Annotated in this window: 25 protein-coding genes, 3 tRNA genes and 1 rRNA gene; 10 read left to right on the forward strand and 19 right to left on the reverse strand. The window is 42.7% G+C overall.

Annotation, left to right across the window (positions count from 1 at the left end; translation table 11 throughout):
- The first annotated feature begins 31 nt into the window (after positions 1-31).
- Both BRC29_04575 and BRC29_04580 read left to right on the forward strand, forming a co-directional pair.
- On the forward strand, positions 32-826 hold the full coding sequence (locus tag BRC29_04575; GenBank protein ID PSG99371.1) for a hypothetical protein: 795 nt from the start codon (positions 32-34) through the stop codon (positions 824-826).
- Positions 810-1,346: a hypothetical protein gene (locus BRC29_04580; GenBank protein ID PSG99372.1), complete on the forward strand. Its 537-nt coding sequence runs from the start codon at positions 810-812 to the stop codon at positions 1,344-1,346. Before BRC29_04575 ends, BRC29_04580 begins: the two co-directional genes overlap by 17 nt.
- Here BRC29_04580 and BRC29_04585 read toward each other — a convergent pair.
- On the reverse strand, positions 1,343-2,395 hold the full coding sequence (locus tag BRC29_04585) for a hypothetical protein (protein ID PSG99373.1): 1,053 nt from the start codon (positions 2,393-2,395) through the stop codon (positions 1,343-1,345). The two genes, BRC29_04580 and BRC29_04585, sit on opposite strands and share 4 nt — an antisense overlap.
- A gap of 88 nt (positions 2,396-2,483) precedes the next feature.
- Here BRC29_04585 and BRC29_04590 point away from each other — a divergent pair.
- Positions 2,484-2,556, forward strand: a tRNA-Pro gene (locus BRC29_04590).
- A 205-nt stretch (positions 2,557-2,761) separates the two neighbouring features.
- Here BRC29_04590 and BRC29_04595 read toward each other — a convergent pair.
- From BRC29_04595 to BRC29_04610, 4 genes are all read right to left on the reverse strand, one after another.
- Complete coding sequence (locus BRC29_04595) at positions 2,762-3,424, reverse strand: hypothetical protein (GenBank protein PSG99374.1); 663 nt, start codon at positions 3,422-3,424, stop codon at positions 2,762-2,764.
- Positions 3,425-3,786: 362 nt separating this feature from the next.
- A complete protein-coding gene (locus BRC29_04600; protein PSG99375.1) occupies positions 3,787-4,092 on the reverse strand; it encodes a hypothetical protein in 306 nt (101 codons plus the stop codon).
- Between the two features lie 6 nt (positions 4,093-4,098).
- On the reverse strand, positions 4,099-4,329 hold the full coding sequence (locus BRC29_04605; GenBank protein ID PSG99376.1) for a hypothetical protein: 231 nt from the start codon (positions 4,327-4,329) through the stop codon (positions 4,099-4,101).
- 261 nt (positions 4,330-4,590) lie between these two features.
- On the reverse strand, positions 4,591-7,281 hold the full coding sequence (locus BRC29_04610; protein PSG99377.1) for a haloacid dehalogenase: 2,691 nt from the start codon (positions 7,279-7,281) through the stop codon (positions 4,591-4,593).
- 128 nt (positions 7,282-7,409) lie between these two features.
- Here BRC29_04610 and BRC29_04615 point away from each other — a divergent pair, with 128 nt between their 5' ends.
- Positions 7,410-7,607, forward strand: a complete 198-nt coding sequence (locus BRC29_04615) for a cold-shock protein (protein PSG99541.1) — start codon at positions 7,410-7,412, stop codon at positions 7,605-7,607.
- Positions 7,608-7,920: 313 nt separating this feature from the next.
- On the opposite strand, the gene BRC29_04620 is transcribed toward BRC29_04615, so the two are convergent.
- Both BRC29_04620 and BRC29_04625 read right to left on the reverse strand, forming a co-directional pair.
- A complete protein-coding gene (locus BRC29_04620; GenBank protein PSG99378.1) occupies positions 7,921-8,157 on the reverse strand; it encodes a hypothetical protein in 237 nt (78 codons plus the stop codon).
- 193 nt (positions 8,158-8,350) lie between these two features.
- A tRNA-Ser gene (locus BRC29_04625) sits at positions 8,351-8,439 on the reverse strand.
- Between the two features lie 97 nt (positions 8,440-8,536).
- On the opposite strand from BRC29_04625, the gene BRC29_04630 reads away from it, so the two are divergent.
- Genes BRC29_04630 through BRC29_04640 form a run of 3 tightly spaced genes read left to right on the forward strand, consistent with a single transcriptional unit; the run spans position 8,537 to position 11,202 of the window.
- Positions 8,537-9,202: a hypothetical protein gene (locus BRC29_04630; protein ID PSG99379.1), complete on the forward strand. Its 666-nt coding sequence runs from the start codon at positions 8,537-8,539 to the stop codon at positions 9,200-9,202.
- Between the two features lie 26 nt (positions 9,203-9,228).
- Positions 9,229-10,203, forward strand: a complete 975-nt coding sequence (locus tag BRC29_04635; protein ID PSG99380.1) for a TIGR00269 family protein — start codon at positions 9,229-9,231, stop codon at positions 10,201-10,203.
- A gap of 36 nt (positions 10,204-10,239) precedes the next feature.
- On the forward strand, positions 10,240-11,202 hold the full coding sequence (locus tag BRC29_04640) for a glucose-1-phosphate thymidylyltransferase (GenBank protein ID PSG99381.1): 963 nt from the start codon (positions 10,240-10,242) through the stop codon (positions 11,200-11,202).
- Here BRC29_04640 and BRC29_04645 read toward each other — a convergent pair.
- The 4 genes from BRC29_04645 to rrf all read right to left on the reverse strand — a co-directional run bounded on the left by BRC29_04645 (position 11,199) and on the right by rrf (position 13,602).
- On the reverse strand, positions 11,199-11,840 hold the full coding sequence (locus tag BRC29_04645) for a hypothetical protein (GenBank protein PSG99382.1): 642 nt from the start codon (positions 11,838-11,840) through the stop codon (positions 11,199-11,201). The genes BRC29_04640 and BRC29_04645 overlap by 4 nt on opposite strands.
- A 114-nt stretch (positions 11,841-11,954) precedes the next feature.
- Positions 11,955-12,812 (reverse strand): protease HtpX, encoded by an 858-nt coding sequence (locus BRC29_04650; GenBank protein PSG99383.1) that lies wholly within the window; start codon positions 12,810-12,812, stop codon positions 11,955-11,957.
- Between the two features lie 31 nt (positions 12,813-12,843).
- Positions 12,844-13,437, reverse strand: coding sequence for a riboflavin synthase (locus BRC29_04655; protein PSG99384.1), 594 nt, complete (start codon positions 13,435-13,437; stop codon positions 12,844-12,846).
- 50 nt (positions 13,438-13,487) lie between these two features.
- A 5S ribosomal RNA gene (rrf, locus tag BRC29_04660) occupies positions 13,488-13,602 on the reverse strand.
- Positions 13,603-13,684: 82 nt separating this feature from the next.
- Here rrf and BRC29_04665 point away from each other — a divergent pair.
- Positions 13,685-13,936, forward strand: a complete 252-nt coding sequence (locus BRC29_04665) for a hypothetical protein (protein PSG99385.1) — start codon at positions 13,685-13,687, stop codon at positions 13,934-13,936.
- Here BRC29_04665 and BRC29_04670 read toward each other — a convergent pair.
- The 8 genes from BRC29_04670 to BRC29_04705 form a co-directional block, all read right to left on the reverse strand.
- Complete coding sequence (locus BRC29_04670; protein PSG99386.1) at positions 13,933-14,370, reverse strand: hypothetical protein; 438 nt, start codon at positions 14,368-14,370, stop codon at positions 13,933-13,935. The two genes, BRC29_04665 and BRC29_04670, sit on opposite strands and share 4 nt — an antisense overlap.
- Positions 14,351-15,226 carry a hypothetical protein gene (locus tag BRC29_04675; GenBank protein PSG99387.1) on the reverse strand — a complete coding sequence of 292 codons (876 nt, stop codon included), beginning with the start codon at positions 15,224-15,226 and terminating at the stop codon, positions 14,351-14,353. The genes BRC29_04670 and BRC29_04675 overlap by 20 nt, the downstream gene beginning before the upstream one ends.
- 23 nt (positions 15,227-15,249) lie before the next feature.
- Positions 15,250-15,822, reverse strand: a complete 573-nt coding sequence (locus BRC29_04680) for a uracil-DNA glycosylase (GenBank protein ID PSG99388.1) — start codon at positions 15,820-15,822, stop codon at positions 15,250-15,252.
- Positions 15,823-15,920: 98 nt separating this feature from the next.
- Positions 15,921-15,994, reverse strand: a tRNA-Tyr gene (locus BRC29_04685).
- 94 nt (positions 15,995-16,088) lie between these two features.
- Complete coding sequence (locus BRC29_04690; protein ID PSG99389.1) at positions 16,089-17,459, reverse strand: hypothetical protein; 1,371 nt, start codon at positions 17,457-17,459, stop codon at positions 16,089-16,091.
- A gap of 54 nt (positions 17,460-17,513) precedes the next feature.
- A complete protein-coding gene (locus BRC29_04695; protein PSG99390.1) occupies positions 17,514-17,831 on the reverse strand; it encodes a hypothetical protein in 318 nt (105 codons plus the stop codon).
- A 196-nt stretch (positions 17,832-18,027) separates the two neighbouring features.
- Positions 18,028-18,567, reverse strand: coding sequence for a hypothetical protein (locus tag BRC29_04700; protein ID PSG99391.1), 540 nt, complete (start codon positions 18,565-18,567; stop codon positions 18,028-18,030).
- A gap of 46 nt (positions 18,568-18,613) precedes the next feature.
- Positions 18,614-18,760, reverse strand: a complete 147-nt coding sequence (locus BRC29_04705) for a deoxyribonuclease (GenBank protein PSG99542.1) — start codon at positions 18,758-18,760, stop codon at positions 18,614-18,616.
- 358 nt (positions 18,761-19,118) lie between these two features.
- Between BRC29_04705 and BRC29_04710 the strand changes: the two genes are divergently transcribed.
- Positions 19,119-19,724, forward strand: a complete 606-nt coding sequence (locus BRC29_04710) for a hypothetical protein (GenBank protein ID PSG99392.1) — start codon at positions 19,119-19,121, stop codon at positions 19,722-19,724.
- A gap of 54 nt (positions 19,725-19,778) precedes the next feature.
- Entirely contained in the window at positions 19,779-22,802 is a 3,024-nt protein-coding gene (locus tag BRC29_04715; GenBank protein PSG99393.1) for an isoleucine--tRNA ligase, read from the forward strand.
- Positions 22,803-22,827 lie beyond the last annotated feature (25 nt).

Here is a 22,827-nt window from a genome sequence, read left to right on the forward strand (position 1 = left end):
ATTTTGACTGAAATTAGATTTATTCAGGTTAATGGCTGAAGATGATTCTCCCAAGGTTGAAAGAGGAAAAGATAGGATGGAGAGAGGGAGGAAGGAGTTAGAGAAACAGTTAGGTGCTCGAAAGGAACTGGTTGACGGTTATACAGAGTACTATAGAAATAACCGGAACGAAATTGTGGAGGATTTTCTAGGCAACTTTGACAAGACCAAGAAGCCGGCTATAGCGGGTATAATCGTCCTCACACCGATACTTATCACACTCTTCATAATTGACTGGACTCTAGATAAGATAAACCAGATACCCTATATAGAGTTCTTGAACCTGACAGATAAGGTAATAATAAACGAATCCATTAAGCTTGTATTCATAATAAGCCTCGGGGCTTTCCTTGCCACCAGTATAGGCAGAACCGTCCAGACAAAGAAGGGTTTCAAAGCTGAGAGACTGATGGATCGATTTGTGGATAAAATACCTTTCCTTGGAACGATCTACAGCATCGCCAAGGTTACAGCTGACACGGTTTTCAATGGGGCAGATGAGTTCAGCGACCCGGTAAAACTGGAGGTACATGGAATGAAGGTTACCGGCTACAGAACAGGGAACACCTTGGATGGAAAAGAAATCATCTTCGTACCCACATCCCCCAATGTCACTACAGGATTTGTAGTAGAGATAGATCCGGAGGAAGTAATTGAGACTGAAGATACACCGAGAGAGGCTTTTACACGGACATTGAGCGCAGGGTTCGGTGAGGCCGGTCCGCAGAAACCGAAAAGAAGTCCTGTGAAAGACGGTAATAAGAAAGGAGATGAACGGGATAACTGAAGAGTTTGTCAGGAAGAACCTCGAGCACTACTCCGAAACCCAGGGAGTTTTACCAGAGAAACTGGATAAGTTCGGGAAAAAGTATCGGGAACAGAGATATCTCACTCAAGAACAGCTATACAGTATAGCGTATGAGTCCTCGACCCGGAGCGCACATCATGTTAACGAGAATGCCGGTAAGAGATGCAGAGAGGTAACAGAAAATGTGCTGAAAGCTAAGGGAGACTTCTCAAAAATATCACTTATATGCAGTTTGAAAGGATTCAAGGCACCGACCGCATCTTGTGTCTTGACAGCTCTAAACCCTGACAAACATGCAGTGGTTGATACCCGTGTCTGGGCATCACTGGAAAGAAAAGGTTACTTTGATGAAAGAAAGGAAAGCTTCGGGCCGGAAGATTATGTCAAAATGATAAAACCGATTAGAAATCTATCAGAGAAAACAGGTTTCTCAACTGCCCAAATCGGATATGCTTTGTTTGCCTACGACTACAGGGTTAGAGAAGGAACGCTTCACTAGAACCGGAGTCTTAGTCTCTTCCATTTTAATTTACTCCAGTACTTCCATCGGATAGCTTTCTTCATGTGACGTAATAAACTGTTCTTATACGATTTATCGCCATACTCAAGAATAGCCGTATCACCCATCTTCATAAGTAACATTCTTGCGCCTTCCTCAAACTCCTTCAAAGACTTATTGTCTGCTCTGCCTATATTCTCCGCAATAGTTTCAGCCTGACCGATCGCATTGTACGCCGTGACCTCACAGCCGGCATCGGCACATGATCCGAGAGCAAATACATTGCTGTACTCGTGGCTGTTCAACCCGCTGTTGACCTCAATACCGGATCTTCCGCAGTTAAAGTCCCGCTGCACAAGTTCAGATGACTGCATTCCTGCAAGCCAGACAACCATTTCTGCCTCAATCCTTTCTCCGTTCTCCAGTACGATTCCATCTTCATTTACTTCTTCAACTGCTTGGCCGCCTCTGAATGAAATATCTCTCGAGTTTAGGGATTCAAGTACTTTCTCAGATACCTCTTTACTGGAACGCGGCATCGGCCCTGTAGATCGGTCGACTAAAGTAACTTCTATCCCTCTTTCACGTAGTTCACATGCAACCTCCACCCCGACATATCCGGAACCGACAATTAAAGCAGACTCAGCTTCTTCGGCTTCACGGTCAACCTTTTTTGCTCCTTCCAAAGTATATACCTCTAACGCATCTGAGATATCAATACCAAAGCTTGCGATATCATATCCAAGAGATACAACAAGATTATCATAGCTATGTGCTCCACTTGTTGTCTCAACAACTTCTTCATCAGGGTCAATTCCAACGATTTTCTCCCGGGAAAATTCTACTGATGTATCGGAGAAAAAATCATTTAGGTTCATAGAGATATCCTCCGCCTCCATACTGCCACGGGCGATATAGATAAGTGCCGGGGTGAAGAGATGGTAACCGTCTTTGTCTATCAGTTCTACATCATATCCTCTTTGCGCTAGTTCCAGTGCGGAATGAACGCCACCGAATCCAGCGCCGGCCACAACAACTTTCTCGCTCATAAAGATAGTTACCCGTAGCGACCTTAAAAAACTGAATTTGCTTTAAAAGAATTCAGTTACCTTCCAAACTTACAGACTACTTATTCTAGGCGGGATGGTGTAGCGGACTATCATTGGTCGTTTGGGACGACCAGACCCCGGTTCAAATCCGGGTCCTGCCAAGTTAAAGTTCCGGGAAAACCCTCTCCAAACCGTTCTTCAATAATATAGGAGCTTACGTATTCCTCAATTATTCATTCCTGACAAAACCTGGTTTTCAGGTATGAAGAATATCGAATATATCTACTACTGCGAAACCTATTATAGGGCCTACCGTTAAATCGGGTAGAGGCATAGACTTTTCTTAGAACTTTTATTGAATAAAATCTATGGAATGTAAAGTCCTCCAAATGGAATCGTCATTAGCACTGTCAATATCAGGATCACTCTGGTATAAACGATAATCGAAGTAACACCAACGACGATGAGAGTGGCTATCAGAGATACTGCAAAAGACTTTCGTCCTGAAAAGTTATGAATATCTCTTATCCACCATGTTTCCATAACAACAGTGTATAGTAATGGGGCTATACTTGCAGCGCCAACTACAGACATGTAAACTCCTGTCGAAGAACCAAGTAAACTTGATAGATCTACAAATATGGAGATAATCTGAGCTATTCCAATACCCACAACCAGTAAAGCTGATATAACAGGTAGTATTGCAGCTGTACTAGCCGATATGATATATTCTGTCTTGCTTATAGATCTACCTCCAAGAAGCCATACAGATATATGAACAAGCAGAAGTTTAAGCCCATAAATAATAAGAACGAATAAGATTGCTGTCAATCCCCATAATGCGTGTATAGGACTAGTCTGAATAAATCCAGAGAATTCAACGCCATATAAACGAAGTGAAATATTAAACATCAGGACCGAAAATACTAGAGAAAACCAGAAATGACCGCGGGAAAAGCCTTCAGAAATATATTTCGGATATTTTAAACTGCTTTTGACATGCGAAAACCAGTTTCTAACAAAAGACATGTCTTAAATGGAACAAAATTTGCTTTTAAATCTAACTAAGAATCCTAGAGCCGAAATATGACAAAAAGATCGCAAAACTATTTTCCCTACATCAGAGCTTTTAATCCCTCAAATACTGTTACTTACTTCCCGCGAATTCAATACTATTTGCAGTTTCATTCTTCACAACAATATTGACAACTTGGATCACCTATGTTCTCTCGAGTATAGATATTAGAAAAGCAAGGAACGAAGGTTTAAAGGAATATCCTCAAGATTTGGCATAGTGATAATCCTGTTCCGAGGACTTGTTTTGAACTAAATCTAATACTGCTGTATTCGAACATCTACTAAAATATTGAGATGACTGAAAAGGTTCCAAGTTATATTCTTTCTTCCAGTTCTTCCTCAGTTTCTGTTCCGTATCCTTTCTGTCGGTGAAAAATGCCTCTGATATAGATCTTGTTATCTTCAATCTGGTAGAATATTCGATGATCAAGTTTAGAGTTTCTGTCCTCTTCCTGTAGTTTGAGACGGAAGAGTTCTATATCGCCTATTTCTATAAAAGTGGCGTTATCTGGAGTCGCGTTCTTTTCAAGTGTTTCTATTTCATCCAGAATTATATTTCGGATATCATTCTCGAGCCTTGCTAAGTCCTGGCGAGCTTCTTCCTTTATGATGACTTCCATGTGTTATCAGAACTCTTCTTTTACTTCTTCCAGGCTGTGGTTCTCTCCCTTCTCAGGATTTTCTCCCTGTATAATCAGTCTTTTTAGTTCGTCAGAATAAAGCTGTGTCTCTTCCTTGATTTTCTCTCGTACAGCCTGTCGTATATACTCGGAGGTATTCATGTACCCCTCTTCCTCTCTTCTCTCCTCTATTTGTTTTTTTAAATTGTCAGGTAGTTTGATTGAAACAGAAGCCATAAGTTTCTCACTTTGATTTACTATGGTAGCACTATAGTAATAAATCTTACGTTCGTAAGGGTGAAAATCAGTGAGTTCCGGAACTTTCCAATTGCATATCTATTAATTCTAGTTCAAGTCTGGTCCCCACAATAGTCCGAGATCTAGATCTCAATTATCGGCTACTTTGGCCCACATAATGTTCATCAATGCAGGAGATAAATCTGTGTAGCTGTTTTCAGAGTAAAAATATGCAGCTTCTCAGGAAATTCTTTCTCCCAACTATTTGTCATGGAGATGTGTTTTCCTATCACCGAATTTCCGGGACAAAAACCTTCTAAAGGTGAGTTCGATAGCTGTGAAGATTGCTAGAGCTCCAGCAATGTAACCCCATTGAACAAGGCTTAGCGGTGTAATGCCGAAGTATTCTCCGATTGGGGTGTAGAGTATCAGTAGATGAGAGATTGAGGCGAAAAGCATTCCTGCTATCAGATACTTGTTATCCCAGAGTTTGAGTCCGTAATCTCTTCTTATTACTTGGAACATCATGATCTCGAAGAATGCCAGGGCCATGAAGAGCATGGTCTGAGCCAGAACAAAGTTTTCAATATTCCAGAAGAATAGTGGCAGCATTGTAAAAGCTGCCGCCGGACCGGTGAAGGCTATCATCGAAAGAATTTTCTTGTCTATGATGGATACATCTCTGCTTCTAGGCTGCCTCTCCATTATGCCATCGACTTTCGGGTCTTCCCCTAAGGCAATCGCCGGAGGACCGTCACTTGCAAAGTTTACCCAGAGTATCATAACCGCTGTTAAAACAACTGAGTTACTGCCCGAAAAGTACTCTGGGAAAAACAATCCACCGATAAGGATACCCAGAAACACGAACATTACCTCTCCAGAGTTAGTTGATAGAAGCTGATTCGTTACCTTCCTGATATTATCGAATATAGCCCGGCCTTCAGCGATAGCATCCCTTATAGTTACAAAATTATCATCCTGTAAAACCATATCAGAGCTTTTCTTTGCGACATCTGTACCTCTTTGGCCCATAGCAATTCCGACATCCGAATTCTTTAACGCCGGGGCATCATTTACCCCGTCACCGGTCATCGCTATAGTGTAGTCCTGATCTTGAAGCGCCTGCGAGATTCTAACTTTATGTTCAGGTGAAACACGGGCAAATATTTCAGTATCTCTTACCTTATTCTCAAGTTCTTCATCGCTCATCCTTTCTATCTCCTGGCCTTTGATCGCGCCTTCCGGATCAAAGCCGAGTTCTCTTCCAACTGCTTTTGCAGTTTCAATGTTATCGCCCGTTGCCATTACAACACCTATTCCGGCGGTTCTGCAGTCATCTACAGCATCTTTAACCTCCTGTCTTGGAGGATCTATCATACCCTGTAGGCCGAGAAACACCATCTCGCTTTCCAGTTCATCATCTTCGATCTCGATATCCTTAACTTCCTTCCTCGCAAACCCGAGGACTCTTAATGCTCTACGGGCGAATTCCTGGTTTCTGTCAAGTATTTCCTGTTTTCTTTCCTCTGTCAGCTCCTTTTTCTCACCGTCAAGAAGAATCCTATCACACCTTTCAAGGACAACCTCTGGAGCACCTTTCATATAGGCAGTATTATCTTCTGTTACCACGGTCATTCTCTTTCGATCAGAAGAGAAAGGTATACTTGTTTTTCTTTCTTTATCTAACTCGATCCCGGCTTTTTCTCCTGAAACATTTAGAGCGATTTCTGTCGGCTCTCCTCGGAACTCTTCATCAGACTTATCCCTGTTTTTCTCAGCATTGTTGCAGTAAACACCGCATTCCAGTAAAGGCTTTAAGTAATCATTATCAACCTCTGAACCTTCTCTCGTGAACTCTCCTTCTGTAGCGAGGCCTGTACCTGAGACGTTGAACTCTTCGCCCTGGTAGTAGAGGTTTTTGACTGTCATTATGCCTTCTGTCAAGGTACCGGTCTTGTCAGTAACAATATAGTTTACAGAACCGAGTGCCTCAACTACCGGCAACCTCCTTACCAATGCATCCTTATTCAGTAATTTTTTTGAGCCAAGAGCCAGAGTCAAGGTCACAATCGCAGGTAAAGACTCAGGTATAGCCGCTACCGAAAGCCCGATAGCAAGTAATAAAACTGTCAGCAAGTCTGCCCCGGTCAAAAGCATCTGAATAGCTCCTACAAGAGAAACAATTCCTATGACCAGTACACCTATTCTCTTTCCAAGCTTGTCCACCTCCTCTTGGAATGGAGTGTCCTTATTATCAGCATCCTCTATCTCCTCGGCAATATCTCCTACCTGAGTTCCCATCCCTGTCTCAACCACTACAGCCTTCCCTCTACCCTTAACCACATGAGTATTCATGAAAACCATGTTATCTCTCTCGGCGAGGGAAGTATGACCATCCAATTCACCAGGAGCCTTAGATACTGAACTGCTTTCACCTGTCAACGAGGACTCATCAGTTTCAAGCGATTCCGCTTCCAAAAGCCGGGCATCGGCCGGAACCGCATCTCCCTGCTCAAGAAAAATTACATCGCCGGGAACAACCTTGGTTGAATCAATTTCCTTCTTTTTACCATCCTTTCTAACTGTCGCACTTGGTGTTGCCATTTTCTTCAAAGCTTCAATCGATTTTTCGGCTCTATAGTCCTGTATAAAACCAAATGTGCCGTTAGCAAAAAGTATGAGGAAGATTATAGCTGCCTCAGTATATTCCGGTTCATGACCTGGCATAAAACCTATGGCAACAGAAAGAATTCCAGCGGCCATCAGAAGATAGATTAGGTTGTCTTGGAACTGACTTAGAAATAATTTTGGCGCTGAAACAGAGTCACCGCTTCTGATACTGTTCTCGCCTTGCTCTTCGAGCCGTTTATCAGCTTCCTGGTTCGAAAGACCTCCTTCATTTGTATCCAGCTCAGATATTACATTCTTCTTTTCCTTATTGTGCCAGTCCATCTAGGATAATATTAGTCCATACGTGAATAAAAAACCGTTCTAGGTTTCGTAATTTTCTACCCGGTCAGTCTATGATCTGTTATAAAGGTCGGGGGTCATTTTATTACTATTCAAGGAGGTGTATTTTAATTGTGAAAGGTACAGTTAAGTTCTTCCACGATCAGAAGCGATACGGATTTATCGAAACTGAAGAAATGGACGACGATGTATTCTTCCACGAAGACGATCTTGAAGGAGACGTTGAAGTTGGAGAAGACGACGAAGTAGAATTCGAGACTGAGGAAGGAGACAAAGGACCGAAAGCAGTAGACGTCACAGGAGTATAAACTCTTCTGAGACTTTCTGCAAGTAATTCTCAACCAATCTTTAATTTTTAATTTACTTTTGAATCATTTCCGTATTACGTTAAATATTTCTCGAGAAGTTCGTAAATTTCAGGTAAATTCCATTAGTCAAGGATTACTATATTTGATTTGGACACCAAAAGGACCCAAAGTTTGCAGTTTGTAACAAAAGACGCTTAGAGGAAAATTCTCTCATTCCTGATATGCAACACGGTTGCATCTGAAAACAGTTCTGAACAACAAAAATTTTTACTTTCAAAGTATGCCTGGTGCCGAATCTCTATCAGCCTCTAAGCTATATATCTAGGCTGTATTCTACATCTCTGTCTTTTCTGCTTCTTAATACTTCGCGGATGTCTTCAGCTCTTACTGTAGCCCTATCGTTCTCCGATGCAACTTTGACAGCTTCCTCACTTATTTGATTGGCCCAGTTATCAATGAATTCACCAAGCTCTTTGGATGCATCCTCGCTTACCCTTTTGCCTGTGTTTGACTTGAAAACCTGTCTCATGCTTCTTATAGAGAATTCCATTTTGACCTGCCCTCATAATATAACTGTAGAAACATGGTTTAATATTTGATGGTAGATAAGGCAGAGCAGGTATCAATGAATCAAATTATCGAAGTCTGAGAAAATTTTGGAACCTATATATAGTATCTTGAAGACCTGTGAAGTGCTATAATCCAAAATCATTCAAAACAATCTTCAGTCAATTAGTTAATAGCGCCAGCGCCCGGATTTGAACCGGGGAGGGAGCGTATGTCCCAGCAGATCTCGAATCTGCCGCGTTCGACCAGACTCCGCCACGCTGGCAACACAAAGTCTGAACTGATTATTTGGTTGACTAAACTCAAGTCATTCCTCACATTTAAATCATTTAGAGAAGTAGGTATAGAAGGGAATTAGAAAAATGAGGTACGATGCCGTGATTTTCGACAAGGATGGAGTCCTTCTCGACTCTATGGACGATAACTTCAAATGGGCTGATAAGATGAGAGTTGAGATGGCTCAGAAAATTGGAAAGGATATTGACATTAACACTTCTCAAGAAATCGTACATGCTGGAACAGCTAAAGAGCTTGAGAGGATAGCGCAGAGAACCGGTCTTGATATTGATACAATGAAACAAATGGAAGAGGAGGTCGCTAGCAGAAAAATCCAGAAAATGGAAAAAGGTGAGATAGGGCTTTTTCCGACAACAAAAAAAGTTTTACAAAAGGTTTCTGTACCTAAAGCAGTGGTAAGTAATGCCCCATACCAGACCACAAGATTCACGATGGAGAAATTCGGGCTGGAGAAATACTTTGAAGTGATCAAATCGCCCGGGATTAACGATATCAAAGAATATGTGGAGCTGAAAAAACCTAACCCTCAGATGCTTGAGGAATCAATTGAGCATGTAGGGGCAAAAAATCCTGTGATGGTGGGAGACTCCGATGACGATATCAAGGCCGCGAAGAATGCAGGGATCGACTCAGTATTTGTGAACTCAAACGGAGGCACTGATCTAAATCCAAGCCATGAAGTAGAAGATTTAGGTACTGTTGTAGATATTGTGAAAGGCAAACTGACATAAAAAATTAGTTCTACATCAAGTTGCCTATGTCTGAGGATAAAATCTGCTTGAAATGTGGGGAAGAAGCTGTAATCCACAGAGAATACGAGGGTAGAAGTCTTTGCGAGGAGCACTTCACTGAAGATATCGGCAAGAAGGTCAAGAAAACGATCAGGAAAGATGGTCTGGTAGAATCCGGCGACACCATAGCAGTGGGGCTTTCCGGCGGGAAAGATTCTGCGGTAATGCTTGAAATGCTCAGCAAAGTTTTCGGCGAAAGACCTGATATCGAGATTATTGGAGTATCTGTACATGAGGGCATAGATGAGTACAGGGATGAATCAATTTCTGCAGCGCAAAAGCTGTGTGATGAACTTGGAGTTAAGCTTGAAGTCGGTAGATACTCAGATTACTATGATCTCAAGATGGATGATGTGGCTGGGGCCGGCGAACTCGGAAACTGTACCTACTGCGGGATCATGAGACGAGATCTCCTGAACAAGCTTTGCTGCGAAGTTGACGCTGATAAAGTGGCAATAGGCCATAATCTAGATGATGAGGCACAGGCAATTATGATGAACCATCTGAAAGGCGATATGAAACGGTTGGCACGGATTGGAGCGAGGACTGACGCGGTAGAACATGAAAAGTTTGTGCCGAGAATCAAGCCGCTCATTGATGTAATGGAGAAGGAGATCGCGCTTTATTCTCGTTTACATGATCTCGGTGTGATAGACCGTTGTCCTCATGTCCAGGAAGGAACTATGAGACCTATGGTGAAGAGCTTCCTCAATAAGCTTGAGTCACAGATGCCAGGAACAAAACACTCAATTGTATCACAAGGAAGAAGGCTCAGCGATATTGTTGAAGGAGAAATCGAAGTTGATGAAGAAAACAAACTACGGGAATGCGAGGAATGTGGAGAACCCTGTTCTTCGGATATATGCCGGAAATGCGAGCTTATGGAGAATATCAAGGAAGCCGCAGACCAGAGCAAGGAACACAGTTATACAAAGCAATAAAAACTTGAGAGTAATACAAGGTAATATTGATAGATAATGAAAGCAGTAGTTCTGGCTGGAGGACACGCCACACGTTTATGGCCAATTACCAAAGATCGCGCTAAACCGCTTCTACCGCTGGGAAAGAAGCCTATAATCGAGTATATTCTAGAGGACTTAGAGGATCTTGAGGAGGTAATTATCTCAACGAACGACAAGTTTGCACAAGATTTCCGGAACTACATTGATGAATATAACAGAGACAATGTAAAGGTAGCAGTTGAAAGCCAGCAGAGTGAAGAGGAGAAACCGGGAACGATCGGCGCAATCATCAATTTGCTTGACGAGGAAGATATTGATGATGATCTCCTTGTGATCGGCGGCGATAACTACTACAGCTTCAATACTTCAGATTTCCTTGATTTCTGCAGACAAAAAAAGGCGCCTGTAAATGTAGTTTATGATGTGAAGGATCTAGATCTAGCTACCGGTTTCGGTATCGTGGATACCGATGGAGATAAAATAAAGGACTTTGTGGAGAAACCTGAACAACCACCTTCGACACTTGCTTCAACCGCATGCTATTACTTCCCGAAAGAGGATATAGAACTCTTCCATAAGTATGAGAAACATTTCAAGGATACAGATGTTCCCGCCAATAAATACCTTGATGAGCCCGGAAGGCTTATTGAATGGGCTCACAAGAAAACCGATATGTTTACTTATAGCTTTGATGGTGATTGGCATGATATAGGAACAGTTCAAGGTTATGTTGAGGCAATGAGCTCTCTCGTAGATGGAAACATCATCAAGGGAGATACAGAGAACTCTGATATAGGAGAAAACGTTTTCATCATGAAAGGAACCACACTGAAAGATACGACAGTTGAGAACTCCATAATATTTGCGAACACGGAAATAAATGACAGTGAAATCAGGAACTCGATCATTGATAAGTCCTGCGAGATAGAAGATACCGATATGAAAAACGCACTGGTTGGAGAACATACAACACTTTAACTCAGATACTTTTCAGAAGAAGATTTTCTAGCCTCAAGAAAATCTGTGTAATCCTCTTCAATCGAAATTTCTGTCAGATATTCATTGACGCTGGATTCTCCTCCACCAGGTACAATAGCCAGATAATCTTTCCCATTAAACTCTCCGTTCTCTATATACAGATTACCTATCTCAAAACTACTGTAGATATTCTTGTAGTTATCAACAAGTTTGTCAAACTCGTCTTCCATATCCTGTAACAACTCCGATTCCACATCAAAACCTTTAGCTTCAAGCTCCGCATCCTTTCTCCTCTTCTCATATGGATAACCTGTTCCTGCATCAAACGGCAGAATTGTATCCGTTAAAACTTCGGTTATACCTTCAACATCTTTTTCGTAAAGTGGATTGCTTGATTTCTCAACTTCCTTAATGAACTCATCTGAGGCGTTAAACTCGTTTTCCAACCAATCATCGATCTCGTCTCTAAACTGCTTAACATGTATGCATTCATGGAGCATTGTCTTGTACTGCTGTTTATTCCCCATCTCAAAGAATTTATCGCCTACTGAAACAGTTATTTCATCGTTTGAGTATCTCGGAGCTGAAGTTCTCCCCAGAACATTGTAGGGGAGAGAGCTATCGAACTCTAAATTCACATTATCTAGATCGAGGCCATATTCCTCTGATACCTCTGAAAGTTTCTCCCGTGCTACCGTCTCTCTTACATCCGGCTCAAGCTGAAAACCGAAACTGTGTGAACCAAACAGTTTTTACACCTCCGTTGACTCTATGTTTTCCAGTCTTTTCTCCAGTGGAGGATGTGTTGAGAAATATTTCGTCATTTTGTCTGCGGAGAACGGGTTTTCTATGAATAAATTGGCGCCTGATTCCCGAACTTTAGAGACATGCTTCCGTGGTTTCGACTTTTTATTCTCGGAGCTGATTTTTTGTAGGGCGCTGGAAAGTCCTTCCCTGTTTCCAATTATCTTTACTGCTTCAGAGTCTGCTCTGAACTCCATAGTTCTTGAGACTGCCATCCGGATAATGGTGGCAATAATCGGGGTTACAATTATAAAAGCTAGAGCTGAGACCATTTCTCCTCCATCTTCACCGGCGAAAAGCGAGGACCAGAAAGCCAGTTCTGCCAGCATCGCCACTGCTCCCGCTACTGTAGCAACTACTGCATTTACCAGCGTGTCTCGGTTCTTGATATGTGCGAGTTCATGCGCTGTCACCCCTTCCACCTCCTCTTTCTCAAGCTGGTCTAGAAGTCCTTGAGTGACACATACAACGCCTTTGTCCGGGTTTCTACCGGTTGCAAAGGCATTGGGTGTCTTCATGGAGCTGATATATAATCTGGGTTTAGGTATTCCTGCTTTCTTTGCGAGCTCTTCAACCTTGTCATGAAGCTCTGGATACTCCTGCTTTGGTAGGGGTTCGGCGCCATACATTTTCAGTACTATCTTGTCGGAAAACCAGTAGGAGCCGAAGTTCATCAAACCGGCTAAAACCAGGCCTATGATCATTCCTCCGGTTCCACCTATCAAATATCCTGCTCCTAGAAATACTCCTGTAAGAACTGATAGAAGCCCAAATATTTTTGCGTTAGTTTTTACACCGCGTGCCATTAACATAATTATATTCTTTAGACAAAATAATTTAATTTTGATACCTCGAGGTTTTCTCAGCGTACTTCGCCATCACATCGATCTCAATATTAACCAGATCTCCGATACTTTTTTCGGACAAGTTAGTTTTCTCCCAGGTCTCTGGGATTATTGTAATCCAGAAACCTTCCTCATCTATTTCAGTGATTGTGAGGCTGATTCCTTCAACTGTTATGAAACCTTTTTCCACTATATAACGCTCAAACTCTTTAGGCATCGAAAAATGAAGGTTCCAACCCTCTTCCAGCTCTTCAATCTCATTTATTTCAGAGATGTCGTCTACATGGCCCTGAACGTAATGTCCTCCCATTCTATCTCGGGGTGTAAGAGATTGCTCAAGATTTACTTTTTCTCCCTCTCTAAGCCCTGAGAACCAGGTCTTATCCAATGTTTCTTCCGCCAGAAAAATCTCTACGCCTGCCTCAGTAAACTCTTCAACGGTCAGGCATGCACCGCTAACACTGATACTGTCACCTGTATCTAAATCTTCGAATGTTTGGTTGGCTGTTAATTCTATTCTTTTTCCCTCACCAGCATCTTCTACAGAAGTTACTCTGCCTGTCTCATTGACAAGTCCTGTAAACATAAGATCTGGTTTAGTAACAATATTTTAAATTTGGAGTGAAGGGAAAAATAGTCTGGCAGCGTCCTGAATGTCCCGCCGTAAGGCAGTACCGGTCAGATCGCTGAGGGACTTTACTTCCGTGTTCGGGATGGGTACGGGTGTTGCCCCCTCGCCTTGGCCGCCAGTATTCCTAAAGGATTGGTTAACACTTATAAACTACTTGGCGTTGAAAAGTTAGAGTTAAATACAGAGATCAGAATTAACAGTTATGTCTAAAGGTTCTATAGGTGGGATGCTTGACAAACTACCAAGTATCGATATAATTACAATGATAGTACTTGGTTTCGATGCCTACATTATCTACACTAAAGTTGACAGATTTGAAAGAGATGCATTATTCGATGTAAGCTTCGATCCATACGCCATAGCGTTCCAAGTATCCGTTCTGCTTGTACTGGTTTATCTAATAGAGTTCATCCACGATAAAAAGAAAGATAGCGGAGGAGGTCTTCATCCTTAAGCTTCTATAATTTTTCTCAGTTCCTTTGATCTTCCTTTCGGTATCCTAGAGGAAACCTTCTCATCCTTATACATCCCGCATCCGATCACTCTCTCTCCGAACATTATCGCAACATATCCCTCTTCCATATCCAGAGTTCTCTCAATCATTTCCCTTCTCTCTAGAAGACCAATTAACTCCGCTTTATCTACTTCAACTATACTTTCTTCTATTTGATCCTCTAATAACTGTAGCGCATATGTTGTGGGTTTCAGGGCTCTGCCAGTGTCTCTAACGCACCTAATTCCTTGAGTCTCATATTCAAGACTTTCGCCGGTACCGGTATGAATCCAGTAATCGCCCGAGATTTTTTCCATTCTTAAAGATGATTCTTCTCTATCAACCCCAAATCTTCCCTCGAGGTAGTCCCACGCTTTATTTTCTGAACTTGGCAACGTAGATCACCCCCGATTCAAAGTGATGTGGATAAATCCTGACGGTTTTATTCATTTCCTGACCGTACTGATTTCCTTCAAAACTTTTAACGCCTTTTTTGTGATCCGGATTCATTTCGATTTTCTCCAGTTGAAGACCTGTGTTTTCTAGTAGGTACTCGACAACTTCCTCATTTTCCTGTGGATTTATTGTACAGGTAGAGTAAACCATTTTGCCTCCCTCTTTTAGCAATGTCTCTGCCTTCTCTCCCAGCTGTTTCTGGAGCTTGGAAAGATCCTCCTTTTCATACTGATCTGCAGGTTCAAACTTCCTTCTGGCTCTGTCTCCTTCTCCTGTGCAGGGAGCATCCAGAAGTATTCTATCATATTTCCGGTCCTCCGGAATCCTTCTTCCATCGTAGTTTGTTACTGAAACAGAAGCAGAACCTGTCCTGTAGATGTTTGCGTGGAGACTTTTCAGTCTCTGAGACGATTTATCGTTCGCAGCGATTTCACCATTATTCTCTATCTTTGAAGCGATCTGAGTGGTCTTGCCTCCTGGAGCAGCGCACATATCAAGTATTCTTTCGTCTTTCTCAGGATTCAGAGCCTGTACAGGAAGGGATGCTGACTCCTCCTGTACATAGTACTCGCCAAGCCAGTGCATCATTGACTTGCCCGGTGTCTTTTCTCCATTAAGCCTGAAGACCTCAGAGTTCCAGCCGGACTGTTCTACTTCGTCAAATCTTTCTTTCAGCCTCTCCTCAAAATTTTTTCCAGCCCTTATGCTGTTTTTCCTGACGGTTGAGAGCGCCGGTCTTTTACACGCATGCTTGAATGCCTGCCAGTCATCGATCAAAGGTTTATACTGTTTCATACAGAGAACTGTTTCAGAAATCTTTATTGCTGTAGATCTTTCAAGCTAGTCTGTCCGGTTTCATCCTTCCCGAACGCTTTTCTCAAATCTTTCTCTAGTTCCGGAGTCTTCGATTGATCATATAGAGTCGCCGCAGGATGATAAATAGGCATTATTTTTCGTCCTTCTCGTGAGAAAATCCTGCCATGCATACTGGTTATTCCCTCTTTCTTCCCTAGAAGCTCTTTCGATGCAAAGTTACCTAACGTCAAAACCATGTCTGGGTCAACTTCTTCTATCTCCTTCTCTAGCAGAGGTTTCCAGGCCCTGATCCCTTCCTTTTTCGGGTCTCTGTTCTCCGGAGGCCTTATCTTTACCAGGTTGGTAATATAGATTTCAGACCGGTCAATATCTATATCGTTCAGGATTTTGTTCAGTTTCTTTCCAGCCCTGCCGACGAATGGCTCTCCTTGTTCGACCTCGTTCTCTCCTGGCGCTTCTCCGACCATCATCACTTCAGCATCTCCAGGGCCGACAGCAGGCACAAACCTCTCCTCGTTGAAATACTCCTCATCCAGTTTCTGGAAGAAATCACTGTATTTTTCTCTGAAAGCCATAAACCATTTCTTTTCAGAAGGCTTAAAATGTGTTTTTGACCTACAGTATTGCTCGGAATAAGGATTGATGGCGCTGTAGCGATAGATAGATTTGAGAGTCCCGACTCCAGGATTTGAACCTGGGACAATCCGCTCTACAGGCGGACGCTCTGCCAGACTGAGCTAAGTCGGGAATAAGTATTTGGGCTCATTGAGAAGCCAAGTTTCGCATATGTTGAGTCAGGTCTGTGTATCAGGAAAAGATATTCAAGTTTTAATAAGGGTTTTTACTCTGGCTGGAAATCAACTTCTACTTTGTCAGTCTCCTTCATTCTCTCGCCATTTTTCAGCACTTTGGCCGGATCAAGTTTTACTCCCTCCTCTACCTCTACCAGAGGTTTAACTGTGTACTCAAATATTCTCTTTTCCCCTGGCTCGAGACTTTCTATATGCCATTCCAGTTTTGTACCGCTACTGGTTTTTTTGACAACAGGTTTGGCCATGTCAAATTCCTGGGGAACCTCTGCTATATCCGGAACAAAGTCCTTCACATCGAGTTGGATTAGCGACGTGTTTGAGTTATTCTGCAGCTCCAATCTAACCTTGATCTCCCCTCTCCTTTTCTCTGCAGTTTTAGAAATCCTTAGATCGGTCTGAAGTTTTTTGAATCCAAGTACTCCGAGGAATAGAAGGGCCACAAATCCGAATGCGGGCACATAGCTTACGGTATAGCTTACCTGCTTTGATTCGCCCGGTTCAAGCTGAACGTTCCATGTGTAGTATTGGTCGGTGCCCTCTGTTCTCTCTTCCGGTTCAGGTTCGAAATCTGTTAGAGGGTCTAGATATATAGGTAGTGGTTTTTCAACTTTGGCTTCATCCTTCACGTTGCCTGTATTCTTGAGCTCTATTTTCTTTGTTTTCACCAGAAGCGTGTCTTCCTCAACAGTATTTCGTTCTATATTCCTCACTTCTTCTACCTCAACAGTCTGAGAAGAAGAAGACTGAGTTCTTTCTCCATCCTTGTAGACACCTATTGAAATCTTTTCTTCAACCGGCATTCTTCTGTCCGGGACATCTAACTTGAAGTTGTATCTTATACTGTCGCCGCTGTCAAGAATCGCACCTTTCTTATCAATAGTTGAATTGAAGCCTTCTACCCTTACTGTAAAGTTTTCAAGTGTATCAGAAGCTGTGTTCTCTACGGTAGCAGATATATCTATCTCATCCGTAGGTTTTACTCTGTTGTCTGAGACCCGGAAAGAAATTATCTTCAGGTCATACTTGTTTTTTACTGTGAAGAAGCTTCCCAGTTCTTCAGACTCACCGTTCCGGAATGATCTGAGATTAACTGTGAACGCATAGTTCTGTTGGATAGAGTTTTCTCCAGGCGTAATTTCTAACCGGAAACTTTCTTTCTCTCCTGCTTCTACTGTTTTGCTGTATTCATAGTCAAACCATCTCGAGGTAACGGGCGGAGACTGGATACTGCTGATCCTGAAACGATCCTGTGAAGCATAGTCATTCTCCACAGTTATATTGAAGACTGCTGGATCATCAATTGAAGCAGTTCTGTCCACTAGCTTCATATCGGCTGGAAAAGAACTGGTCAATGATGATGCCATAATCAGAACAAGGATCAGCGATATGGTCTTTCTCATAGTCCATTAATTTGGGAATTCTTACTATAAAGCTGATTGATCAAAGAATAAGAATTAAAATGGAGGTACATCGTCTTCAGGCCCTCTTGGAGGTGCGCCTCCCGGACCCATTCCGCCACCCATATCATCTCCAGGCTCCATTGGATCCTGCATCGCTTCTTCTTGGACTTCCTCCATCAAATCTCTGATAGAGTTGATTAATCCATCAAGTGATGACTCAGAATCAGGTTCCTGTATCTCTTCTTCAAGTTTGGAGATCTCTATCTCCAAATCCTTGGCTTTGCCTGTTCTCGGCTCCGGAATGGTCTCTAGAACCATCTCAGCAGAGTCAAGTACCGCTTCAGCTTCCTTCTTTTTTTCCTGAATACTCATATTGATTCACCACTCCTCAATCATATTTAATGTTTTCGACAACCAAATCTTTTTATAACAGGACTTTTTTGTTTTCAATCGGTTTCCAAACATCAACCTCCCCATCAGTACTCCTCAATCGTTCCTCTTGCTCTTCAACAAAGTTATAAGGTGAAAAAGAAATATCACTCATCTTGATAGTAGTCTTTCCACGACTTCACACCCGGTTTCCGCGGGACGAAGCCGGTTTATAGTCTGGAGGCAGCTGTTTCTTCATGTACTTATCCACTACAGAGGTCCTGTTCTCAGTTCCGATGATAATTAACAAGTTATCGCCTTGGAAAATCTCTCTTTCCAGGTTATCCGGTTCTTCACCGTTCAGGTAGACGGCTCCCGATCCACAGTTTGTCTCCCTATATATTTTGAGGCACAAGTTGCCGGTTGAGTTCGATCTCCAGTAACTAGTATTGATGGTTTCCAGAAAATCCTTCCATTCTGCCCCGGTTCTGTGTTTGTGTACTATTGCCGATCTATTGTTCTCCAGATGCACACTTCTGGCATTCAGCTGGAATTTCTGGTCCGTAAAATCCTTCTCCGAGCCATTTATCACAACATGAAATAAGGCGTGCTCGTGCGTTTTTTCAGCGGTTTCTGAATACGAGTCTGTTTCCGTATACTGTGAAAGTCCTACAGATGCCACTAACCCTGTTCCAACAGATACAAGAAGGACAATAGATGCTATTTCACAAGCTTCCATACCCGAGAATAGAAGGTAAAAAGATAAAAGTAGTGTGACTCAGGTGTTATTCCTGAATCTCTGCGAAAGCGAATTTTCGACCTACGCTCGTCACTTCAACATCGTAGGATTCGCCGACTTCTCCACCGGGAACAAAGATCACGAAGCCGTCGATCCTTGCGATTCCATCGCCTTTGCTGCCTAGATCATCAATCTCGACTTCAACTACATCGCCTTCATCGACAGGCTTGTCGTAGTCATTGTCATCTCCGGAACTGTCTGAAGAATCATCTTCAAATTCGTTATCTTCTTCAAAGTCATCCTCTTCCTCTTCTTCGAAGTCTTGATCGTCGAAATCATCTTCAAAGTCTTCTTCAAGCTCTTCGTCTTCTTCAACAGGGTTTTCATCAAAATCTTCATCTAAGTCTTCGTCGTCAAACTGAGAATCGAAATTATCTGCCATAATATATGCACCTTTATGTGTATCCTGTAAATCAGGTCTCAGCTTTATAAACACTACTGATCCTAAGTCACTGATCGAAATTAAAAGGCTGTAAACCCCTAAATGTAACATGCAGCCAGGAGAGGGAGACCAGTGCATCTACTGTCAGTTGATCGACAATCCAGACCAGCTGATGCTGGTAGGAGAAACAGAGAATTTTTATGCCTGGCTCGAAGTTCAACCTCGAGCCAAAGGCCATACACAGATTGTTTCAAAAAAGCATATTGAATCAGTTCTTGATCTTGAGCCGGAGGAATATCAGGAAGCGATGAACCTCATCCGAGAAGTCATGGAGAAAGCCAAAAAAGGCCTGGATGCGGACGGCGCCTCTGTAACAATGAATATCGAAGAAGCAGGAGGTCAGATGATGCCGCACATGTATATCTCAGTCTTCCCACGTTTCTCAGAGGACGAGAATGCTGGTACTCCTACAGGGGCAATCTTCCAGCACCGTAAGGAACTAAAGGAAGAGTCAAAGCTTGAGGAGATACAGAGCGGAATGGATTCAGTAACTGTAGACTTCGGAGTTGAAAAAGTGGAACCACATCCCGAAAGCAAACGTTTCAAGCAAGATAATGAATCCAACGGTTCTGAACAGCCAAAAACCGGAGAGGATGAAGAAGACGAGAAAAAAGACTCGAGAGGCGAGCATGGCGAAAGCTATGAATGGGTTTAGGAGTTATCTGGCTATCGGTCAATTCTTTTAACTTTCAGTTGATCAGTCTGTGATATGACAGAGTACAATCCTGAAAAAATTGAACAAAAAGTCAAGCAAAACTGGAATAAAAACGATGTAAGAAAGAAAGTACTGAGGAAAAATGAGGGAAATGAGAGATTCTATTTCCTCGACGGCCCACCTTACGCATCAGGAAACATCCATATGGGTACCGGGCTTAACAAGATACTGAAAGATTTCTACCTACGATTCCACCGAAAGCTGGGCTACAATGTTCATTCGCAACCCGGTTACGACACACACGGCCTCCCCATTGAGAACAAGATTGAGGAAGAACGCGGCTTCAACTCGAAGAAGGAAATCGAAGAGTTCGGGGTTGAGAACTTCATCAAAGAATGCCAGAACTTTGTAGATGGCCACATGGAGCAGATGAACGAGGATTTCGAAGACATAGGAATCTGGATGAACTGGGAAAATCCGTATGTGACATACCACGATTACTATATAGAAGGTGCCTGGCAGACATTCAAAGAAGCTTACCAGAAAGACCTTCTATACAAGGATCAGTACCCGGTCCATATCTGTACCCGCTGTGAGACCGCAGTAGCCTACAATGAGATCGAATACACCAAACTTGAGGATCCTGAAGTTTATGTTGCAATGCAACTTGATGATTCGGATGAGGAATTCCTGATCTGGACCACAACGCCTTGGACACTACCGGCTAATGCTGCGATAATGGCCAATCCGGACTTTGAATACTCTCTTGTAGAATTTAATGGAAGAAAGATCTGGATGGCTTCCGAACTCATCGATGATACAATGAACAAGTTAGGAGTTGACGAATATGAGGTAATTGAGGAAATCGAAGGAGATGAGCTGGAAGGAAGAAGATATAGTAATCCTCTTGAAGGTATTGTGCCAGCACAGGAAGATGTAAATGGAGAGATAGTCCTATCGGGGAGATATGTTGATCTAGAGGGAGGAACCGGACTTGTTCACTCTGCACCAGGACATGGTAAAGAAGACTATGAGGTCGGCCAAGAAAATGATGTTAAACAGATATCGCCTGTAAACCTGAAGGGAGAATTTACCTCTGACGCTGGGAAGTATGGAGGAACACATGTTAAGGAAGCAGACATCCAGATAATGGAGGATCTCGAAGACAGCCTACTGTACTCTGGAGATTTAAGACACGAATATCCCAAATGCTGGAGATGTGACACTCCACTACTACAGCTTTCTATCCCGCAGTGGTTCTTCGGAGCTACAAAGTTCAGGGATAAACTAAGAAACAGTAATGATGAAGTAAACTGGGTTCCTGACTGGGCAGGCCAGAAATTCGATGAATGGTTGGAGCAGCTTGACGACTGGCCTGTATCAAGACAGAGGTACTGGGGTATACCACTTCCTATCTGGGAATGTGAAGATTGTGACAACACTGAAGTCATAGGGGATAGAGACGAACTACCTGAGGTGCCTGATGATCTTCACAGGCCTTACATCGATGATGTAAGATTGGAATGTGAATGCGGTGGAGATATGCACAGGATTCCAGATGTTCTTGATGTCTGGTTCGACTCTGGTGTGGCTCCTTGGGCATCACTTAAGCATCCAGAGAATGATTTCAGCTTTGAAGAGCACAAACCTGTGGATCTTGAACTTGAAGGGTTCGACCAGATAAGAGGATGGTGGAACAGTCAGTTCATTACCTCTCATATGACTTACGAGCAGAAGCCGTTTGAAAATGTAATATACCATGGAAAGGTAATGCTGGACGGAAGAGAAATGTCCAAGTCAAAAGGGATAGTCGTTTCTCCTGAAGAAGCTATAGAAAAATACGGCAGAGACATCCTCAGATTCTTCATTCTCTCAGGCGATCCGAGTGATGACCTGAACTTCACTTGGGACAAAATGGAGGAAAACAAGGAATTCATGAATATTCTCTGGAACACATACAACTACCGGGAAACTTACACTTCGGCGGTTAATAGACCAGATCAGCTAGAGATCGAGGATAAATGGATTCTATCCCGGCTTAACACACTTGTGGAGAAAGTTGAAAACCACTGCACAGAGCCAAATTTTGAAGCTTTCAAGGCTACAAAGCTTGTCGAAGACTTCACAAAGAACGAGCTGTCCAGAGGTTACATCAAGATGATCAGGGATCGCCTGAAACCCGGATATGATGGAGAAGACAGAAAATCAGCTGAATGGACTCTCAGAAAGGTAACTGATGAACTGCTGAGAACTCTTTCACCTTTCACACCTTACCTGGCCGAATATCTTTACACTGGCGATAAGGACTCAATACACTTTGAGAGCTACCCTGAAGTAAAAGAAGAGTTAACCAACGAGGAGCTTGAAAGCCACATGGCAATATTTCAGGACATAGAGGAGGGGGTAGCCCGATTGAGGCAGGAAAAGAATGTCAAACTTCGACATCCAGTGAAGAAAGTTACAGTCAGCGGGTCGGAAGAAGTAAAGAAAACTGTTGAAAACCTGAGGAACCTACTTGAGGAAAGACTTAATACTGAAGATGTAGAGTTCGAAGAAGTTGATCTTGACTACGAGGTGAAGCTTGATTACTCCGAGGCCGGGCCAAAACTCGGTAATGACGTAGGAGAAGTGGAACAATACTTAGCGGAAGCTGATCATGTCGAAATAGCGGAGAGAGTTGAGAACGGTGAAAACATCGAAATAACGGGATACAAACTTGATCCAAAAATGTTCGATATCCGAACACATGTTCCCGAGGGAATGGAAGGCGAAGAATTCTCATCTGGAACAGTATACATAGACGATGAAATGACTCCAGAACTCGAGGAAGAAGCATTCACTGCTGAAGTAATAAGGGCTATCCAGCAGAAGAGAAAGGATGCCGGACTTGATGTGGAAGATGAAGTAAGGCTCTCATTCTCAGGCGATACAAGCTCGATCGAATCTCGTGAGGACCAGATCAGGGATAGAATGAATGTCTCTGACATTGCCTACGATGGAGAAGGTTGCCAGCATTCCGGCGAGGTAGAGTTCAAAGGTAGAAAAGCAGTGTTCAGTTTCACTGAGCCGGTTGCTTAAAAAGCTGGGAGAGAGGTGAGAAGGT

The sequence above is a fragment of the Nanohaloarchaea archaeon SW_7_43_1 genome (genome assembly GCA_003009795.1).
Taxonomy (GTDB): domain Archaea; phylum Nanohalarchaeota; class Nanosalinia; order Nanosalinales; family Nanosalinaceae; genus SW-4-43-9.